The sequence below is a fragment of the Streptomyces sp. XM83C genome (assembly GCF_023072675.1).
Lineage (GTDB): Bacteria > Actinomycetota > Actinomycetes > Streptomycetales > Streptomycetaceae > Streptomyces > Streptomyces thermocoprophilus.
Genome location: NZ_JALLGL010000128.1, coordinates 1 through 16,569 on the forward strand (window position 1 = coordinate 1; position 16,569 = coordinate 16,569).

18 protein-coding genes are annotated in these 16,569 nt (G+C 71.3%); 11 read left to right on the top strand and 7 right to left on the bottom strand.

Annotated elements, in window-relative coordinates; translation table 11 throughout:
• Positions 1–20: 20 nt before the first annotated feature.
• From MTQ10_RS16200 to moaA, 3 genes are all read left to right on the top strand, one after another.
• Entirely contained in the window at positions 21–335 is a 315-nt protein-coding gene (locus MTQ10_RS16200; protein ID WP_247468500.1) for a DUF485 domain-containing protein, read from the top strand.
• A complete protein-coding gene (locus MTQ10_RS16205) occupies positions 332–1,951 on the top strand; it encodes a solute symporter family protein (RefSeq protein WP_247468437.1) in 1,620 nt (539 codons plus the stop codon). Before MTQ10_RS16200 ends, MTQ10_RS16205 begins: the two co-directional genes overlap by 4 nt.
• A gap of 217 nt (positions 1,952–2,168) precedes the next feature.
• Positions 2,169–3,158 (top strand): GTP 3',8-cyclase MoaA, encoded by a 990-nt coding sequence (gene moaA / locus MTQ10_RS16210; protein WP_247468439.1) that lies wholly within the window; start codon positions 2,169–2,171, stop codon positions 3,156–3,158.
• Positions 3,159–3,248: 90 nt separating this feature from the next.
• Here the strand turns inward: moaA and MTQ10_RS16215 are convergent, their stop codons facing one another.
• Both MTQ10_RS16215 and MTQ10_RS16220 read right to left on the bottom strand, forming a co-directional pair.
• Positions 3,249–3,467 carry a hypothetical protein gene (locus MTQ10_RS16215; protein ID WP_247468442.1) on the bottom strand — a complete coding sequence of 73 codons (219 nt, stop codon included), beginning with the start codon at positions 3,465–3,467 and terminating at the stop codon, positions 3,249–3,251.
• 232 nt (positions 3,468–3,699) lie between these two features.
• The gene (locus MTQ10_RS16220; protein ID WP_247468445.1) at positions 3,700–4,077 is read right to left on the bottom strand and encodes a DUF3099 domain-containing protein; all 378 of its coding nucleotides are present in this window, start codon (positions 4,075–4,077) and stop codon (positions 3,700–3,702) included.
• Positions 4,078–4,323: 246 nt separating this feature from the next.
• On the opposite strand from MTQ10_RS16220, the gene MTQ10_RS16225 reads away from it, so the two are divergent.
• The gene (locus MTQ10_RS16225; protein ID WP_247468448.1) at positions 4,324–4,602 is read left to right on the top strand and encodes a GlsB/YeaQ/YmgE family stress response membrane protein; all 279 of its coding nucleotides are present in this window, start codon (positions 4,324–4,326) and stop codon (positions 4,600–4,602) included.
• A gap of 185 nt (positions 4,603–4,787) precedes the next feature.
• Here the strand turns inward: MTQ10_RS16225 and tyrS are convergent, their stop codons facing one another.
• The 3 genes from tyrS to MTQ10_RS16240 form a co-directional block, all read right to left on the bottom strand.
• Entirely contained in the window at positions 4,788–6,056 is a 1,269-nt protein-coding gene (gene tyrS, locus MTQ10_RS16230) for a tyrosine--tRNA ligase (RefSeq protein WP_247468451.1), read from the bottom strand.
• A gap of 81 nt (positions 6,057–6,137) precedes the next feature.
• The gene (locus tag MTQ10_RS16235) at positions 6,138–7,532 is read right to left on the bottom strand and encodes a metallopeptidase TldD-related protein (RefSeq protein WP_247468454.1); all 1,395 of its coding nucleotides are present in this window, start codon (positions 7,530–7,532) and stop codon (positions 6,138–6,140) included.
• A gap of 82 nt (positions 7,533–7,614) precedes the next feature.
• A complete protein-coding gene (locus MTQ10_RS16240) occupies positions 7,615–9,138 on the bottom strand; it encodes a TldD/PmbA family protein (RefSeq protein WP_247468457.1) in 1,524 nt (507 codons plus the stop codon).
• Between the two features lie 240 nt (positions 9,139–9,378).
• On the opposite strand from MTQ10_RS16240, the gene fabG reads away from it, so the two are divergent.
• The 3 genes from fabG (at position 9,379) to MTQ10_RS16255 (ending at position 11,375) form a co-directional block, all read left to right on the top strand.
• On the top strand, positions 9,379–10,083 hold the full coding sequence (gene fabG, locus MTQ10_RS16245) for a 3-oxoacyl-[acyl-carrier-protein] reductase (protein ID WP_247468460.1): 705 nt from the start codon (positions 9,379–9,381) through the stop codon (positions 10,081–10,083).
• A 5-nt stretch (positions 10,084–10,088) separates the two neighbouring features.
• The gene (gene fabI, locus MTQ10_RS16250) at positions 10,089–10,856 is read left to right on the top strand and encodes an enoyl-ACP reductase FabI (RefSeq protein WP_247468463.1); all 768 of its coding nucleotides are present in this window, start codon (positions 10,089–10,091) and stop codon (positions 10,854–10,856) included.
• Positions 10,857–11,021: 165 nt separating this feature from the next.
• Positions 11,022–11,375, top strand: a complete 354-nt coding sequence (locus MTQ10_RS16255) for a hypothetical protein (RefSeq protein WP_247468466.1) — start codon at positions 11,022–11,024, stop codon at positions 11,373–11,375.
• A 123-nt stretch (positions 11,376–11,498) separates the two neighbouring features.
• On the opposite strand, the gene MTQ10_RS16260 is transcribed toward MTQ10_RS16255, so the two are convergent.
• Entirely contained in the window at positions 11,499–12,224 is a 726-nt protein-coding gene (locus MTQ10_RS16260; protein ID WP_247468469.1) for a FadR/GntR family transcriptional regulator, read from the bottom strand.
• An 82-nt stretch (positions 12,225–12,306) separates the two neighbouring features.
• On the opposite strand from MTQ10_RS16260, the gene MTQ10_RS16265 reads away from it, so the two are divergent.
• From MTQ10_RS16265 to MTQ10_RS16275, 4 genes are all read left to right on the top strand, one after another.
• Positions 12,307–13,629, top strand: a complete 1,323-nt coding sequence (locus tag MTQ10_RS16265; protein ID WP_247468472.1) for a CynX/NimT family MFS transporter — start codon at positions 12,307–12,309, stop codon at positions 13,627–13,629.
• Positions 13,630–13,885: 256 nt separating this feature from the next.
• Entirely contained in the window at positions 13,886–14,002 is a 117-nt protein-coding gene (locus MTQ10_RS31295; RefSeq protein WP_282612240.1) for an SGM_5486 family transporter-associated protein, read from the top strand.
• A gap of 261 nt (positions 14,003–14,263) precedes the next feature.
• Positions 14,264–14,470 (top strand): hypothetical protein, encoded by a 207-nt coding sequence (locus MTQ10_RS16270; RefSeq protein ID WP_247468475.1) that lies wholly within the window; start codon positions 14,264–14,266, stop codon positions 14,468–14,470.
• 58 nt (positions 14,471–14,528) lie between these two features.
• Complete coding sequence (locus MTQ10_RS16275) at positions 14,529–15,047, top strand: SixA phosphatase family protein (RefSeq protein WP_247468478.1); 519 nt, start codon at positions 14,529–14,531, stop codon at positions 15,045–15,047.
• Positions 15,048–15,134: 87 nt separating this feature from the next.
• Here MTQ10_RS16275 and serB read toward each other — a convergent pair whose 3' ends face one another.
• Positions 15,135–16,355, bottom strand: a complete 1,221-nt coding sequence (serB, locus tag MTQ10_RS16280) for a phosphoserine phosphatase SerB (protein WP_247468497.1) — start codon at positions 16,353–16,355, stop codon at positions 15,135–15,137.
• Positions 16,356–16,569 lie beyond the last annotated feature (214 nt).

The window sequence follows — 16,569 nt, forward strand, 5'->3', positions numbered from 1 at the left end:
CTTCCCCAGCCCCCGCCCGGTTGCCCTCCGCCGAGGAATTCACCGAGGTGCAGGAGAGCGCGGAGTTCGGTGAACTGCGCCGCTCCTACCGCTCCTTCGCCTTCCCGCTCACCGTCGCCTTCATCGCCTGGTACCTGCTGTACGTCCTGCTCTCCAACTACGCGGGCGACTTCATGGGCACCAAGCTGTTCGGCAACATCAACGTGGCCCTCGTCCTCGGCCTCGCACAGTTCCTCACCACGTTCCTCATCGCCTGGTGGTACGCGCGGCACGCCGCCGCGAAGCTCGACCCCAAGGCCGAGGCCATCAAGTCCCGGATGGAGGGCGGAGAATGAACCCCGCGATCACCCTTGCGGCCGGCGAGGCAAGCGAACACCGCGGGCTGATCGTCAGCCTGTTCGCGGTGTTCGTCGTCGCCACCCTGGTCATCACCGTCTGGGCCGGCCGGCAGACCAAGGACGCCGCCGACTTCTACGCCGGCGGACGCCAGTTCACCGGCTTCCAGAACGGCCTCGCCGTCTCCGGCGACTACATGTCAGCCGCGTCCTTCCTCGGCATCGCCGGTGCCATCGCCCTCTTCGGCTACGACGGCTTCCTGTACTCCATCGGCTTCCTCGTCGCCTGGCTCGTCGCCCTGCTGCTGGTCGCCGAACCACTGCGCAACTCCGGCCGCTACACCATGGGAGACGTGCTGGCGTACCGGATGCGCCAGCGTCCGGTCCGTACCGCCGCCGGCACCTCCACCATCGTCGTGTCGATCTTCTACCTGCTCGCCCAGATGGCGGGCGCCGGCGTCCTGGTCTCACTGCTCCTCGGCATCACCAGCGACGGCGGCAAGATCGGCATCGTCGCCCTGGTCGGCGTACTGATGATCGTCTACGTCACCATCGGCGGCATGAAGGGCACCACCTGGGTGCAGATGGTCAAGGCCGTCCTGCTGATGGCGGGCGCCCTGCTGCTGACGTTCCTGGTGCTGCTGAAGTTCGACTTCAACGTCTCCGACCTGCTCGGCACGGCCGCCGACAACAGCACCAAGGGCGCCGCGTTCCTGGAGCCCGGCCTGAAGTACGGCGTGAGCGGCACCACCAAGCTCGACTTCCTCTCCCTCGGCATCGCCCTGGTCCTCGGCACCGCCGGCCTGCCGCACATCCTCATCCGCTTCTACACCGTGCCCACCGCCAAGGCCGCCCGGAAGTCCGTCATCTGGGCGATCGGCCTGATCGGCGCCTTCTACCTGATGACCCTCGCCCTCGGCTTCGGCGCCGCCGCCCTGATCAAGCCGGACGAGATCATCGCCTCCAACAAGGCCGGAAACACCGCCGCCCCGCTGCTCGCCCTGCATCTCGGCGGTGTGGACTCCAACTGGGGTGCCGTCCTGCTCGCCTCGATCTCCGCCGTCGCGTTCGCCACGATCCTCGCGGTCGTCGCCGGCCTCACCCTGGCGTCCTCGTCGTCCTTCGCGCACGACATCTACGCCAACGTCATCAAGAAGGGCACCGCCACCGAGAAGCAGGAGGTGAGCGCCGCCCGCTGGGCCACCGTCGGCATCGGCGCGGTCTCCATCGTGCTCGGCGCCCTCGCCCGTGACCTCAACGTCGCCGGCCTGGTCGCCCTGGCCTTCGCGGTCGCCGCCTCCGCCAACCTCCCGACGATCGTCTACAGCCTGTTCTGGAAGCGGTTCACCACCTCCGGTGCCCTGTGGTCCATCTACGGCGGTCTGGTCACCGCCGTCGGCCTCGTGCTGTTCTCGCCGGTCGTCTCCGGCAAGCCCAGCTCCATGTTCCCCGACGTCGACTTCCACTGGTTCCCGCTGGAGAACCCCGGCCTCATCTCCATCCCGGTCGGCTTCCTGCTCGGCATCATCGGCACCTACCTGTCCAAGGAGGAACCGGACAAGGCCAAGTACGCCGAACTGGAGGTGCGGTCCCTGACCGGCACCGGCGCCCACTGACCGCAGCCCGCTGACACAGCCCCTGCAACAACCTTCCGGGCAGGGGCGCACCGCACCCCGCACGGCCGGGCCGCAGGCACCTGGTAGGTACCTACGACCCGGCCGTGTCCCATGTCGTGGGATCGGGCCGGTGTCGTTGTCAGTGCCGTCACGTAGGCTCGCAGGTGTGATCGGGCATCGCACAGCCGAGACCGCCGAGACGAGGGAGGGGGCCCACGTGCTCATCGACACCTACGGCCGAGTGGCCACCGACCTGAGGGTCTCGCTGACCGACCGCTGCAACCTGCGCTGCACCTACTGCATGCCCGAAGAGGGCCTGCAGTGGCTGGCCAAGCCCGACCTGCTGACGGACGACGAGATCGTCCGCCTGATCGACATCGCCGTCCGCACACTCGGCATCACCGAGGTCCGCTTCACCGGCGGCGAACCCCTCCTGCGGCCCGGCCTCGTCGGCATCGTCGAGCGCGTCGCGGCTCTCGCCCCCCGCCCGCAGATGTCCCTCACCACCAACGGCATCGGCCTCAAGCGCACCGCCGCCGCCCTGAAGGCAGCCGGCCTCGACCGGGTCAACGTCTCCCTCGACACCCTGCGCCCCGATGTCTTCAAGGCCCTCACCCGCCGCGACCGCCACCAGGACGTCCTCGACGGCCTGTACGCCGCCCGCGACGCCGGCCTGAACCCGGTGAAGGTCAACTCCGTCCTGATGCCCGGCCTCAACGACGACGAGGCCCCCGACCTGTTGGCCTGGGCCGTCGAGCACGACTACGAACTCCGCTTCATCGAGCAGATGCCGCTCGACGCCCAGCACGGCTGGAAGCGCGACGGCATGATCACCGCCGGGGACATCCTCGCCTCCCTGCGCAGCCGCTTCGAGCTGACCCCCGAGGGCGAGGAGAAGCGCGGCTCCGCCCCCGCCGAGCGCTGGCTCGTCGACGGCGGCCCGCATGTCGTCGGCGTCATCGCCTCCGTCACCCGCCCCTTCTGCGCCGCCTGCGACCGCACCCGCCTCACCGCGGACGGGCAGATACGCACCTGCCTGTTCGCCACCGAGGAGACCGACCTGCGCGCGGCCCTGCGCTCCGGCGCCTCCGACGAGGAGATCGCCCGCGTCTGGCGGGTCGCGATGCGGGGCAAGAAGGCGGGCGCGGGCCTGGACGACCCGTCCTTCGTCCAGCCGGACCGGCCGATGTCGGCGATCGGCGGCTGAACCCGCCCCACCGGGCCCCGCCCCACCGAGACCTGTCCCACCGAGGCCTGTCCCGCCGAGCACGGCGGCGTCGTGTCCGACGCCCTCGGGTCACTCCCCGTCCGGCGCCTGCCACTCCTCGAACTTCACGACGTCCTTCAGGAAGCCTCGTACACCCAGGAACTGGGACAGATGCTCGCGGTGCTCCTCGCACGCCAGCCATGTCTTGCGCCGCTCCGGCGTGTGCAGCTTCGGGTTGTTCCAGGCCAGCACCCACACCGCGGCGGCGCGGCAGCCCTTGGCGCTGCACACAGGGGTCTCGTCAGTCACAGGTCCGTCTCACCGATCTCGCAGAACAGGGCGCATCGGGCCGCACAAAAGGCGACGCCGAGCAGCCACGGGGGGAGCTGCCCGGCGTCGGTCCGTCGCTCCGACGGGGGATGCGGAGCGCACACGAAGTATGTCACGACCGGGCCACCGCAGGGCAGCGGAACAGCATGATTGATCTGAGGTTTTCCTGAGGTTCACACGGAGCCGGGCCCGCGGCCGGCTCACGGCCTGCTCAGGACGGCCGTCCGGGAGGCTCCTTCGCGGCGTCCCCGGCGAAGGTCTCCCCGTGCGGCTCGCCCGCGGGCGGCGGCGTGATCATCGGCCGCATCGGGGCGGTCACGAAGGTCGAGGGAAGCCCCGGCGCGTTCTCCCGGCCGGCGTTGGCGATCACCACGGCGATGTACGGCAGGAGCGCGCCCAGCACCAGAGCCACGATCGCCACGTGCCGTTCCACGTTCCACAGGGTCGCCGCGAGGATCACCGCCATGGTGCGTACGGTCATGGAGATGACGTACCGCCGCTGCCGGCCGCGCACGTCCTCCTGGAGGCCCGCGCGGGCTCCGGTGATCCGGAACACCTCGGTACGGGTGCCGCCGTGCAGCTTCCGCATCACATCCCACCATCCGCCCGCATCGGACTCTCCCCGGCCCGTTCACGTTCCGCGTGCGCAGGGCTCCGGGGCCCGAACAGCTCCACGTTACGCCTCGCCCGTGCCGCTCACGAGACCGGGTCGCCCGCGGTCCGGGCGGGTCGACCCGCGCAGCATTGCCGCGTACGGGGGTACTCGGCATGCGCCGTACGGATCAGGGCACCAGACTCGACGCAAGGCTCACCAGTGCCGGACTAGGAGGCAGCCATGGGCTGGTTGTGGGCGATCATCGTGGGATTCGTGCTCGGGCTTCTCGCCAAGGCGATCATCCCGGGCAAGCAGCACAGTCCCCTGTGGCTGACGACGATCTTCGGCATCCTCGGCGCCATCGTCGGCAACGCGATCGCGCGGGGCTTCGGCGTGGAGGAGACGCCCGGTATCGACTGGAGCCGTCATATCTTCCAGCTGATCGCCGCGATCGTGATCGTCTTCCTCGGTGACATGGCCTACTCGGCGACGCTGGGCAAGCGCAAGCAGCGGGCCTGAGCGGCCCGGGCCACCGGGCCACGCCCCGCGTGACCCGCAGGCCCGTGACCCGCACGCCGCGACTCGCAGGCCCGTGCCCCGTACGCCGCGCCTCGCGGGTGAACGGCGCACAAAGGGGCGGTCCCCGCGCGGGAGACCGCCCCTCGACGCTGCCCTTCGCGGCCCGCCGACTGCCGTGTCGGCCGTCAGCCGGCGACGACCTCGACCGCCGCCAGGTTCTTCTTGCCGCGCCGCAGCACCAGCCAGCGCCCGTGCAGCAGATCCTCCTTGGCCGGGACGGCGTCCTCGGCGGCCACCTTGACGTTGTTCACGTAGGCACCGCCCTCCTTCACCGTTCGGCGCGCGGCGGACTTGCTGGCCACCAGGCCGACCTCGGCGAACAGATCCACCACCGGAGCCAGCTCGGCCACCCGCACATGCGGCACCTCGGACAGTGCGGCCGACAGCGTCGCCTCGTCCAGCCCCGCCAGCTCGCCCTGGCCGAACAGCGCCTTGGACGCGGCGATCACGGCGGCGGTCTGGTCGGCGCCGTGCACCAGCGTCGTCAGCTCCTCCGCCAGCGCCCGCTGGGCAGCACGGGCCTGCGGGCGCTCCTCGGTCTGCCGCTCCAGCTCCTCCAGCTCCTCACGGGACTTGAAGGAAAGGATGCGCATGTAGCGGGAGATGTCCCGGTCGTCCACGTTCAGCCAGAACTGGTAGAACGCGTACGGCGTCGTCATCTCCGGGTCGAGCCATACGGCGCCGCCCTCGGTCTTGCCGAACTTGGTGCCGTCCGCTTTCGTCATCAGCGGCGTCGCCAGCGCGTGCACCTCGGCGTGCGGCTCCAGCTTGTGGATCAGGTCCAGCCCGGCCGTGAGGTTCCCCCACTGGTCGCTGCCGCCCTGCTGGAGCGTGCAGCCGTACCTCCGGTACAGCTGGAGGAAGTCCATGCCCTGGAGGATCTGGTAGCTGAACTCCGTGTAGCTGATGCCCTGGTCGGACTCCAGCCGCCGGGCCACCGAGTCCTTCGTCAGCATCTTGTTGACCCGGAAGTGCTTGCCGATGTCCCGCAGGAACTCGATCGCGGACAGACCCTGCGTCCAGTCCAGATTGTTCACCATGACCGCGGCGTTCTCGCCCTCGAAGGACAGGAACGGCTCGATCTGGCGGCGCAGCTTGTCCACCCAGCCGGCGACCGTCTCCGGGTCGTTCAGCGTGCGCTCGGCGGTCGGACGCGGGTCGCCGATCAGGCCTGTCGCGCCGCCGACCAGCGCCAGCGGCCGGTGACCGGCCTGCTGGAGCCGGCGCACGGTGAGCACCTGCACCAGATGGCCCACGTGCAGGGACGGCGCGGTCGGGTCGAAGCCGCAATAGAACGTGACGGGACCGTCCGCGAGCGCCTTGCGCAAAGCGTCCTCGTCAGTGGACAGGGCGAACAGCCCGCGCCACTTCAGCTCGTCGACGATGTCCGTCACGGTCGTCTGTCTCCTTGAGAGGTAGGAAGGGTCCCCCCAAGTCTAGGGGGGACCTCCGACAGCGAAGTGACCCGCGGAGGGTCACACACCCTTGCTGACCGAGCTCATGTTGAAATCGGGCACCCGCAGCGCCGGCATCGCCGTCCGCGTGAACCAGTCGCTCCACTCCCTCGGCAGTGTCTTCTCCGTACGGCCCGCCTCGGTGGCCCGGCCGAGCAGCCCGACCGGCGACTCGTTGAACCGGAAGTTGTTCACCGCGCCCGTCACCTCGCCGTTCTCCACCAGGTACACCCCGTCCCGGGTCAGCCCGGTCAGCAGCAGAGTCGCCGGATCGACCTCGCGGATGTACCACAGGCAGGTCAGCAGCAGCCCCCGCCCGGTGGCCGCGACCATCTCCTCCAGCGAGCCGTCCGTACCGCCGTCGAGGATCAGATTGCCGCCCATCGGCGCCACCGGCAGCCCGGTCAGGCCCGCACTGTGCCGGGTGGTCGTCAGCCGGTTCAGCACGCCGGAGCTGATCCACTCGGTGGCCGGGGCGGCCAGCCCGTTGTCGAACACCGACTGGTCGGCGCCGGAGGCGTGAGCGATCACGAACGGCGCGCACTCCAGGCCCGGCTCGTTCGGGTCGCTGCGCAGCGTCAGCGGCAGGTCCGTCAGCTTCTCGCCGACGCGGGTCCCGCCGCCCGGCTTGGAGAACACGGTGCGGCCCTCTGCGGCGTCCCGGCCCGAGGCCGACCACAGCTGGTAGATCAGCAGGTCGGCGACGGCGGTCGGCGGCAGCAGCGTCTCGTACCGTCCGGCGGGCAGCTCCACCCGCCGCCGCGCCCAGTCGAGCCGTACGGCGAGCTCGGCGTCGAGCGCCGCCGGGTCGACGTCCTTGAAGTCCCGCGTGGAGCGGCCCGCCCACGCCGACCGGGTGCGGTCGGGCGACTTGGCGTTCACCTCCAGCGTCCCGTTGGGCTGGTCGTGACGCAGCCGCAGCCCCGTCGACGTGCCAAGGTAGGTCGACACCATCTCGTGATTGGCGAAGCCGTACAGTTCCCGGCCGCCCGCACGCGCGTGTGCGAACGCCTCACCGAGCGCCGGCGCGAACTCGGCGAACACGGCGGAGGAGGTCTCCGCGGGCGCGTCCGTGAAGTCCGGGGCGGCCGGCACGCCGCTGACGAGCGGCTGCGCGTCCTCCGCGGGCCCGGCGCCGCGCGCGGCGGCCTCGGCGGCCCGCACCAGCGGCTCCAGCTCGTCCGCGGTCACCGCCGACCGCGACACCACACCGGAGGCGGTGCCCTCCCGGCCGTCGACGGTCGCGATCACCGTGAGGTTACGGCCGCGCGTGACGCCGTTGGTGGTCAGCGCGTTGCCCGCCCAGCGCAGATTGGCGGTGGAATGCTCGTCGGCGATGACGACACACCCGTCGGCGGTCGACAGCTCCAGGGCACGCTCGACGATCTCGTGCGGCTTGCTGACGGGGGCGCTCATCGACCGGCCTCCTGCGTAGTGTTGAGACTGTGCCGGCCCGGGGGACGACCCTCGGACCCCCGGCCGGACCCGAAGCGGACGATCATCGACCGGCCTCCTGCGTCGTGTTGAGGATGTTGACGCCCCTGAACAGGGCGGAGGGGCAGCCGTGGGAGACCGCGGCGACCTGCCCCGGCTGGGCCTTGCCGCAGTTGAAGGCGCCGCCGAGGACGTAGGTCTGCGGACCGCCGACGGCGGCCATGGAACCCCAGAAGTCGGTGGTCGTGGCCTGGTAGGCGACGTCCCGCAACTGCCCGGTCAGCCGCCCGTTCTCGATCCGGTAGAACCGCTGCCCGGTGAACTGGAAGTTGTACCGCTGCATGTCGATCGACCAGGACCGGTCACCGACGACATAGATCCCGCGGTCCACGCTGCCGATCAGGTCCTCCGTCGACATGCCCGCGGGGTCGGGCCGCAGCGAGACGTTGGCCATGCGCTGCACCGGCACATGGGAGGGGGAGTCGGCGAACGCGCACCCGTTGGACCGCTCGAACCCGGTCAGCCGCGCGATGCGCCGGTCGAGCTGGTAGCCGACGAGGACGCCGTCCTTGACGAGGTCCCAGGACTGCGCCTGCACGCCCTCGTCGTCGTAGCCGATCGTGGCGAGCCCGTGCTCGGCGGTGCGGTCACCGGTGACGTTCATCAGCTCCGAGCCGTACCGCAACTTCCCGAGCTGGTCGAACGTGGCGAACGACGTGCCCGCGTACGCGGCCTCGTAGCCGAGCGCCCGGTCCAGCTCGGTGGCGTGCCCGATGGACTCGTGGATGGTCAGCCACAGATTGGACGGGTCGACGACCAGGTCGTACAGGCCGGGCTCGACGCTCGGCGCGCGCATCTTCTCCGCGAGCAGCTCCGGGATCTCAGCCAGCTCCCGGTCCCAGTCCCAGCCGGTGCCCGTCAGATACTCCCAGCCGCGGCCCACCGGCGGCGCCAGCGTGCGCATCGAGTCGAACTCGCCGCTGGAGTCGTCCACCGACACCGCGTTCAGCACCGGATGCAGCCGCACGCGCTGCTGTGTGGTGACCGTGCCGGCCGTGTCGGCGTAGAACTTGTTCTCATGGACGGTGAGCAGCGAGGCGTCCACATGGTCGACGCCGTCCGCGTTCAGCAGCCGCAGGCTCCACTCCCGCAGCAGCGCGGTCTTCTCCTCGTCCGGCACGGTGAACGGATCGATCTCGTACGACGAGATCCACGTCTTCTCGGCGTGCACCGGCTCGTCGGCCAGCTCCACCCGCTCGTCCGCCCCCGCGGCCTTGATGACCTGCGCGGACAGCTTCGCCATCGCCACCGCCTGCGAGGCTACGCGCGCTGCCGCGTCCATCGTCAGGTCGACGCCCGAGGCGAAACCCCACGACCCGCCGTGCACGACCCGCACCGCGTACCCGAGGTCGGTGGTGTCCGACGACCCGGCCGGCTTGGCGTCCCGCAGCTGCCAGGCGGCGCTGCGCACCCGCTCCAGCCGGAAGTCGGCATGCTCGGCGCCGAGCGCACGCGCGCGTGCCAGCGCGGCGTCGGCGAGGGCGCGTAGAGGAAGTGCCGTGAAGGCTTCGTCGATCGTATGAGGCACCGAGGTCTCCCTGCTGTCGTGACCTGTGAGCTCCGATCATGTCGCGCACGCGCACGCGGGACCACACCTTTCCGTAGCGGGTCGTCGTCTTTCTGTAGGGACCCCACAGTGACTCTCCTGAGCCACTGTCGGTGCCCGAATGTCCGCGGCCCCGGCGCTACCGATAGGTTTCATGACGAAGCCGCCTGTCATCCAGGTGTTCGGGCGGGTGTGTCAGACCGCTATCGAAAGGGTGATCCGTTGAGCCGCTCGGTTCTCGTCACCGGAGGCAACCGGGGCATCGGCCTCGCCATCGCCCGCGCGTTCGCCGACGCCGGCGACAAGGTCGCCATCACGTACCGCTCGGGCGAGCCGCCGTCCGGTTTCCTCGCCGTCAAGTGCGACATCACCGACCCCGAGCAGGTGGAGCAGGCCTACAAGGAGATCGAGGCCCAGCACGGCCCGGTCGAGGTCCTCGTCGCCAACGCCGGCGTCACCAAGGACACGCTCCTGATGCGTATGTCCGAGGAGGACTTCACCTCGGTCATCGACACGAACCTGACCGGCACGTTCCGCGTCGTGAAGCGCGCGAACCGCGGCATGCTGCGGGCCAAGAAGGGCCGCGTCGTGCTGATCTCGTCGGTGGTCGGCCTGCTCGGCTCGGCGGGACAGGCCAACTACGCCGCCTCCAAGGCCGCGCTGGTCGGCTTCGCGCGTTCCCTCGCCCGGGAGCTGGGCTCGCGCAACATCACCTTCAACGTCGTCGCGCCCGGCTTCGTCGACACCGACATGACCAAGGCGCTCACCGACGAGCAGCGCGAGAACATCGTCTCGCAGGTGCCGCTCGGCCGGTACGCGCAGCCGGAGGAGATCGCCGCGACGGTGCGGTTCCTCGCCTCGGACGACGCCTCGTACATCACTGGAGCCGTCATCCCCGTTGACGGCGGACTGGGAATGGGTCACTGATCACCATGAGCGGAATTCTCGAGGGCAAGCGCGTCCTGATCACCGGTGTGCTGATGGAGTCCTCCATCGCCTTCCACGCCGCCAAGCTGGCCCAGGAGCAGGGCGCCGAGATCATCCTGACGGCGTTCCCGCGGCCGACGCTGACCGAGCGCATCGCCAAGAAGCTGCCGAAGCCCACCAAGGTCATCGAGCTGGACGTCACCAACGACGAGCACCTGAACCGGCTCGCCGACCTCGTCGGCGAGGAGCTGGGCGGCCTGGACGGCGTCGTGCACTCCATCGGTTTCGCGCCGCAGGACGCGCTCGGCGGCAACTTCCTCAACACGCCGTTCGAGTCGGTCGCCACCGCCATGCACGTCTCGGCGTACTCCCTGAAGTCGCTGACCATGGCCTGCCTGCCGCTGATGCAGAACGGCGGCTCGGTGGTCGGCCTCACCTTCGACGCGCAGTACGCGTGGCCGCAGTACGACTGGATGGGCCCGGCCAAGGCCGCCCTGGAGGCCACCAGCCGTTACCTCGCCCGTGACCTGGGCAAGCAGAACATCCGCTGCAACCTCATCTCCGCCGGCCCGATCGGCTCCATGGCCGCGAAGTCCATCCCCGGCTTCGGCGAGCTGGCGTCCGTGTGGGACACCCGCTCCCCGCTGGAGTGGGACCTGAAGGACCCCGAGCCGGCCGGCCGCGGCATCGTCGCCCTGCTGAGCGACTGGTTCCCGAAGACCACCGGCGAGATCATCCACGTGGACGGCGGCCTGCACGCCATCGGTGCCTGACCCGACCGGTGTCCCGCCAGGGCCCGCACCCCCCGGGGTCGCGGGCCCTCGCCGTACCGCCCGCCGGGTCACCCGTTCGGCTCACCGGCCGGGCGGGGTACGGTCATCGGCGCGCACGCTGGATGGCGTACCGCCCCGCAGCCGTACGGCCGAGGAGGTTCCCTTGTGCGCCTGTCCCGCAGCCTCGCCCCAGTGACCGCAGCAGCCGCTCTCGTGCTTCTCCTGCCGTACCAGGCGTCCTCCCACGCGCGCGTGCAGAACGCACGGCCGACCGACGGGCAGCCCTTCGGCGCCGAGTGCCGCGTCCGGATCAGCGGCTCCCACGTCGTCGCCCACTGCCACAATCCCTACGTCCGCACCGACCGCGTCAGCCTGCACATCGAGTGCGCCCGCTGGTGGGACATCGACACCGACAGCGCCCCGGTCGACGACGGCCCGGCCGTCACCGTGCGCCTGGCCGGCCGCTGCTGGAAGGAGGTCGGCGGGGCCTGGGTCAGCCATCGGCCCGGGGAGATCTGACGGCGGGGGGCGACGCACGTCCGCGACGGCCAGGGGCGAGCGCCGACCGTGGGGCGGGAGGCGTTCGGCGGCCGTGGGTCCGGGAAGGCCGGTTGTCGGCCGTGGGTCCGGGAAGGCCGTTCGTCAGCCGCCGGCCGGGGAGCGCTGCGCGTCGGAGGGCGGGCGGGACGTGCCGAACCAGCGTTCCGGGCGGCACGAGAACGGATAGCTCGCCGCCTCCGTCGCCGCCGTCTCCGCGTCCCCGGCACGGATCGCCTCCACCACGGGCGCGTGGCTCACATACGTCCGCTGCGACAGCTCCTCGCCGACGTCCTCGCGCAGCCAGTCCCGCAGCACCTCGCCCAGGTCCGCGTACATCGCCGTCATGACGCCGTTGTGGGAAGCCGCCACCACCGCCATGTGGAAGCTGGCGTCCGCCGTCACGAAGGCCTCCGCGTCACCGGACAGCCACGCCTCCTCACGGCGTTCCAGCAGCGCCCCGAGCTGCTTGAGGTCCTTCTCCGTACGACGCTCGGCGGCCAGCCGTGCCGCGCCGGCCTCCAGCGTGGAGCGCAGCTCGGCGATGTGCCGGGGGTCCGCGTCGGCGAACCGGCGGTGCATCACCCCGGCCAGCTCGCTGGTCGCGGCCACATAGGTGCCGGAACCCTGCCGGATGTCCAGCAGACCGTTGTGCGCGAGGGCCCGTACGGCCTCCCGGACGGTGTTGCGGGCGACGCCGAGCTGATCGACCAGCTCCGGCTCGGTCGGGATGCGGGAGCCGACCGGCCACTCGCCCGAGGTGATCTGGGCGCGCAGGGCGGCGATGACCTGCTCGGACAGCGCCGAGCGACGGGGATGGCTCAGAGGCATGACTCACCTTCGCATGCCGGAGGGGGGACCGGCGCACCCGACAGTGGACAACCAATCATCCCATGATTCTATGATGGGTGGCATGACTGGTGACGAGACCCGGACGACGACCTCCACGACCGGACGCATCCCGGCCTCGACCGCACCGCGCGACCTCGGTGCCTCCACGCGCGCGTGGACCACCCGCCTGGTCGTCGTCGGCATCGTGCTGGCGTCGCTCAACCTGCGCCCCGCCGTCACCAGCCTGGGCGCCCTGATGGAGGAGACCCGCGAGGGCCTCGGCATGAGCGGCGGCGTGGCCGGACTGCTCACCTCCGTACCGTCCCTGTGCTTCGCCGTCTTCGGCGCCACGGCCCCGCGTCTCGCCCGCCGCTTCGGCCCCGCCGCGGTCGTCTGCGCCGGCATGGCCGCCATCGCGACCGGCCTGCTCATACGCCCGTACGCCGGCGGCACGGCCGGCTTCCTGGCCGCCACCACCCTCGCCCTGATGGGCATCGCCGTCAGCAACGTGCTCATGCCGGTCATCGTCAAGCGCTGGTTCCCCGACCGGGTCGGCTCCATGACCGGCCTGTACTCGATGACCCTCGCCGTGGGCACCTCCGTGGCCGCGGCGGCCACGGTGCCGCTGACCGACGCCCTGGGCGGGAGCTGGCGGACCGGCCTCGCGCTGTGGGCGGCGCTCGCGGCAGCGGCCGTACTGCCGTGGCTGCCTCTCGTACGGGAACGGGGGAACGTCCGCTCCGGCGCTGCGGCGCGGCCCGAGGACCGGGCGGGCGCACCCCCGGCGGACGACCGCCCGGCACCGACGCCGTCGCCCGCGCTGCGGATCACCCGCAGCCGCACCGCCTGGGCGCTCGCCGTCTTCTTCGGCCTCCAGGCCACCGCCGCCTACATCACCATGGGCTGGATGGCGCAGATCTTCCGTGACGCGGGCGTCCCGGCGGACACCGCCGGTCTGCTCCTCGCCGTCACCATGGTGATGGGCGTTCCGCTCGCCTTCGCCATCCCGCGCCTGGCCACCCGGCTGCCGCACCAGGGCCCCATCGTGGTGGCCCTCGGACTGTGCGGCCTCGCCGGCTATGCGGGGCTGTACTTCGCGCCGGCCGGCGGCGCCTGGGCCTGGGCCGTACTGCTGGGCATATCCAACTGCGCCTTCCCGCTGGCCCTGACCATGGTCGGCATGCGCGCCCGCTCCGGCGCGGGCGTGGCCCAGCTGTCGGCCTTCTCGCAGAGCACCGGCTATCTCATCTCCATCCCCGGCCCGCTGCTGGTCGGCGTGCTCTACCAGAGCAGCGGCGGCTGGGGCCTGCCGATCGCCCTGATGGCCGTGCTGATGGTGCCGCAGATGATCGTCGGCGTTCTGGCGGGCCGCGACCGCACGGTGGAGGACGAGGCGGCCCGCTGACACCCGGCGGCCGGTGCGCGGCACCCGCGCGTGCCACGTCTCGAGAGCCGGTGCACGGCCTCGCACGCCGGGGGAGTGCTCCCGGCCGCGGGGGGAGCTTCTGGGGCGGGGCGTGGGAGCGACCGCGTGGGGGGACCAGGGGCCGGTCGGCTCACCGACCGTGTGGGGGCCGCCGCCCCCCGGGGCCGGTCGGCACAGCGACCGTGGGGGCGCCCCCCGGGGCGGGTCGGTGGAGCCGGGATGGGAGACTTGCCCCATGCCAGTGCTCGACCCGAACCCTCAGAACGGCCAGAAGAAACTGCTGATCGTCTTCGGCGCGTTCCTCGCCATCTTCGTGGTCATCGCGATCATCGCGACGATCGCCTCCCCGTGAGTCTGCCCTCCGAGTCCCCTTGTGGGCCTCCCCTCGGCCTTCCCAGGGGCAGCCTCGCGAGCCGTTCCCGGCGGCTGACCGGACGCGTCCGTTCCGGGGGAGGTGGGGTTAACCCCCCTGTCCCCTAGGGGGTGAGGGTCAGGGTCAAGTGGGTGGATCACCGGATGGGACGGCGCCCCCGGTTTCCGTAGCTTCGAGTTGTGACCGCGAGACGCGGTCGGCGGACCACTCGACACCGGCGGAGACCAGCGGAGGCACCCCATGTCGGCCCCTACGCACACCCGGCCCCACCCGGCGACCACCCACGACGCCGGCACCCGGCTGCCCTGGTGGGCCCTGGCCCTGCCCACCCTCGCCTTCATCACCCTGTTCCTGCTGATACTCAACCCGTCCGACGCGCACACGGCGGCCGGCGACCCGGCGATCACCCGCCTCCTGGAACGCGCCCGGGAACTGATCGCCCACTGACGAATCCGCATGTCAACTCCCTGCGCCGCATGGGCTTTTTCATGCGAAGCTGGGGGGCATGAGCGTCGCAGAACCCCGCAGGATCGCCCTCTTCCGGCATGCGAAAGCCGACTGGCCACAGGTGACCGACCACGAACGCCCGCTCGCCGAACGGGGCCGCTTGGACGCCGCCGAGGCCGGAAGGCGGCTGGCCGACACCGGCATCACCTTCGACCTGGCCCTCTGCTCGACCGCGGTCCGCACCCGCGAGACCTGGAAACTCGCCGTGCACGAGTTCCCGCACCGGCCGAAGACCGTCTACGAGGAGCGGATCTACGAGGCCTCGCCGGGCGAGCTGATCGCCCTGCTCAACGAGACCCCGGACGACGTGCGCAACATCCTGCTGATCGGCCACAACCCCGGCGTGCAGGGCCTCGCCGACGTCCTGTCCGCGGAGGCCGAGGGCGACGCCCTCGACCGGATGCACCGGCGCGGCTTCCCCGCCGCCGCCTTCGCCGTGCTGACCTTCGACGGCCCCTGGAAGTCCCTCGAACCCGGAACCGCCCGGCTGGCCGACTACTGGGCGCCCGCCGACTGACCCGCCGCGCGGGCACGCGCCCGTGACAGCGAAGGGCCCGGCACCGCGAGAGTGCCGGGCCCTGTCACATCCGGGCGGCGCGGGCGCTCACCCGTCCAGCGAGTCCGCCGCCTCGACCTCTTCACGCGTCACACCGAGCAGATACAGCACGGTGTCCAGGAACGGCACGTTCACCGCCGTGTGCGCGGCCTCACGCACCACCGGCTTGGCGTTGAACGCCACACCGAGGCCGGCCGCGTTCAGCATGTCCAGATCGTTGGCGCCGTCACCGATGGCGACCGTCTGCGCCAGCGGCACGCCCGCCTCCGCGGCGAACCGGCGCAGCAGCCGCGCCTTGCCCGCCCGGTCCACGATCTCGCCCGTGACCCGCCCGGTCAGCTTCCCGTCGACGATCTCCAGCGTGTTGGCCTGCGCGAAGTCCAGACCCAGCCGCTCCTTCAGATCGTCGGTGACCTGGGTGAAGCCCCCGGAGACCACGCCGACCTGGTAGCCGAGTCGTTTCAGCGTCCGGATCAGGGTGCGCGCACCCGGCGTCAGCCGCACCTCGCTGCGCACCTTGTCCACCACCGACGCGTCCAGCCCCGCGAGCAGCGCCACGCGCGCGTGCAGCGACTGCTCGAAGTCCAGCTCGCCGCGCATCGCCGCCGCCGTCACCTCGGCGACCTTGTCCTCGCAGCCGGCGTGCGCCGCGAACAGCTCGATGACCTCGTCCTGGATGAGCGTGGAGTCGACGTCCATGACGACGAGCCGCTGGGCCCGCCGGTGCAGCCCCGCCGCGACGACCGCCACGTCCACACCGAGCGCGGCGGCGTCCGTCACCAGCGCGGTGCGCAGCGGCTCGGTCTCCACACCGGACACGGCGAACTCGACGGCCGTCACCGGGTACTTCGCCAGCCGGAAGATACGGTCGATGTTGCCGCCCGCCTTGGTGATCCGCCCGGCGATCGCGGCCGTGGCCTCCGAGGTCAGCGGATGGCCGAGCACGGTGACGAGGGACCGTCCGAGGCCACGCGGCCGGTTGTCGCCGGTGCCGGAGATGATCTCCGCCTGCATCTTCATCGACTCGGCCCAGCTGTGCACGGTGGCCCTCAGGTCGCCCTCCAGGCCGTGCTGGGGCGCGGTGACGAGCGCGCACAGCACCATGCGGCCACGGGTGACGACCTGCTCGATGTCGACCACGTCGACGGAGTAGGCGGCGAGGGTGTCGAAGAGACCGGCGGTGATGCCCGGCCTGTCCTTGCCGAAGATCTTGACGAGGAGGGTGGGGACGTCAGAGGTCTCAGAGATCGAGGTCTGCGAAGCGCTCATGGTGCTTCCACCGTATCCGGCACCCAGTGCCTGCCGCCCCTGAGGTCCGCCTGCCGGACACGTGCTGCCGGACGGCACCCGACGACCCTCACCCTACGCCGCCGCGCGGCGCACCGCCCAGGTCAGCGCGGGCCCTTCGGGCGGCGCGGCGTCGGCGGAGGCGCCGGCGGGGGAGGGGGCGGAGGCGGCGGCCCGCCCGTGCCTTCGCCGGACC

Coding starts and splice junctions, on each gene's coding strand:
- MTQ10_RS31295 (WP_282612240.1), top strand. CDS start 13,886: ATGCCAGTGCTCGACCCGAACCCTCAGAACGGCCAGAAGAAACTGCTG.
- MTQ10_RS16265 (WP_247468472.1), top strand. CDS start 12,307: ATGACTGGTGACGAGACCCGGACGACGACCTCCACGACCGGACGCATC.
- MTQ10_RS16225 (WP_247468448.1), top strand. CDS start 4,324: ATGGGCTGGTTGTGGGCGATCATCGTGGGATTCGTGCTCGGGCTTCTC.
- MTQ10_RS16220 (WP_247468445.1), bottom strand. CDS start 4,077: ATGCGGAAGCTGCACGGCGGCACCCGTACCGAGGTGTTCCGGATCACC.
- serB (WP_247468497.1), bottom strand. CDS start 16,355: ATGAGCGCTTCGCAGACCTCGATCTCTGAGACCTCTGACGTCCCCACC.
- MTQ10_RS16270 (WP_247468475.1), top strand. CDS start 14,264: ATGTCGGCCCCTACGCACACCCGGCCCCACCCGGCGACCACCCACGAC.
- MTQ10_RS16275 (WP_247468478.1), top strand. CDS start 14,529: ATGAGCGTCGCAGAACCCCGCAGGATCGCCCTCTTCCGGCATGCGAAA.
- MTQ10_RS16205 (WP_247468437.1), top strand. CDS start 332: ATGAACCCCGCGATCACCCTTGCGGCCGGCGAGGCAAGCGAACACCGC.
- fabI (WP_247468463.1), top strand. CDS start 10,089: ATGAGCGGAATTCTCGAGGGCAAGCGCGTCCTGATCACCGGTGTGCTG.
- MTQ10_RS16260 (WP_247468469.1), bottom strand. CDS start 12,224: ATGCCTCTGAGCCATCCCCGTCGCTCGGCGCTGTCCGAGCAGGTCATC.
- MTQ10_RS16235 (WP_247468454.1), bottom strand. CDS start 7,532: ATGAGCGCCCCCGTCAGCAAGCCGCACGAGATCGTCGAGCGTGCCCTG.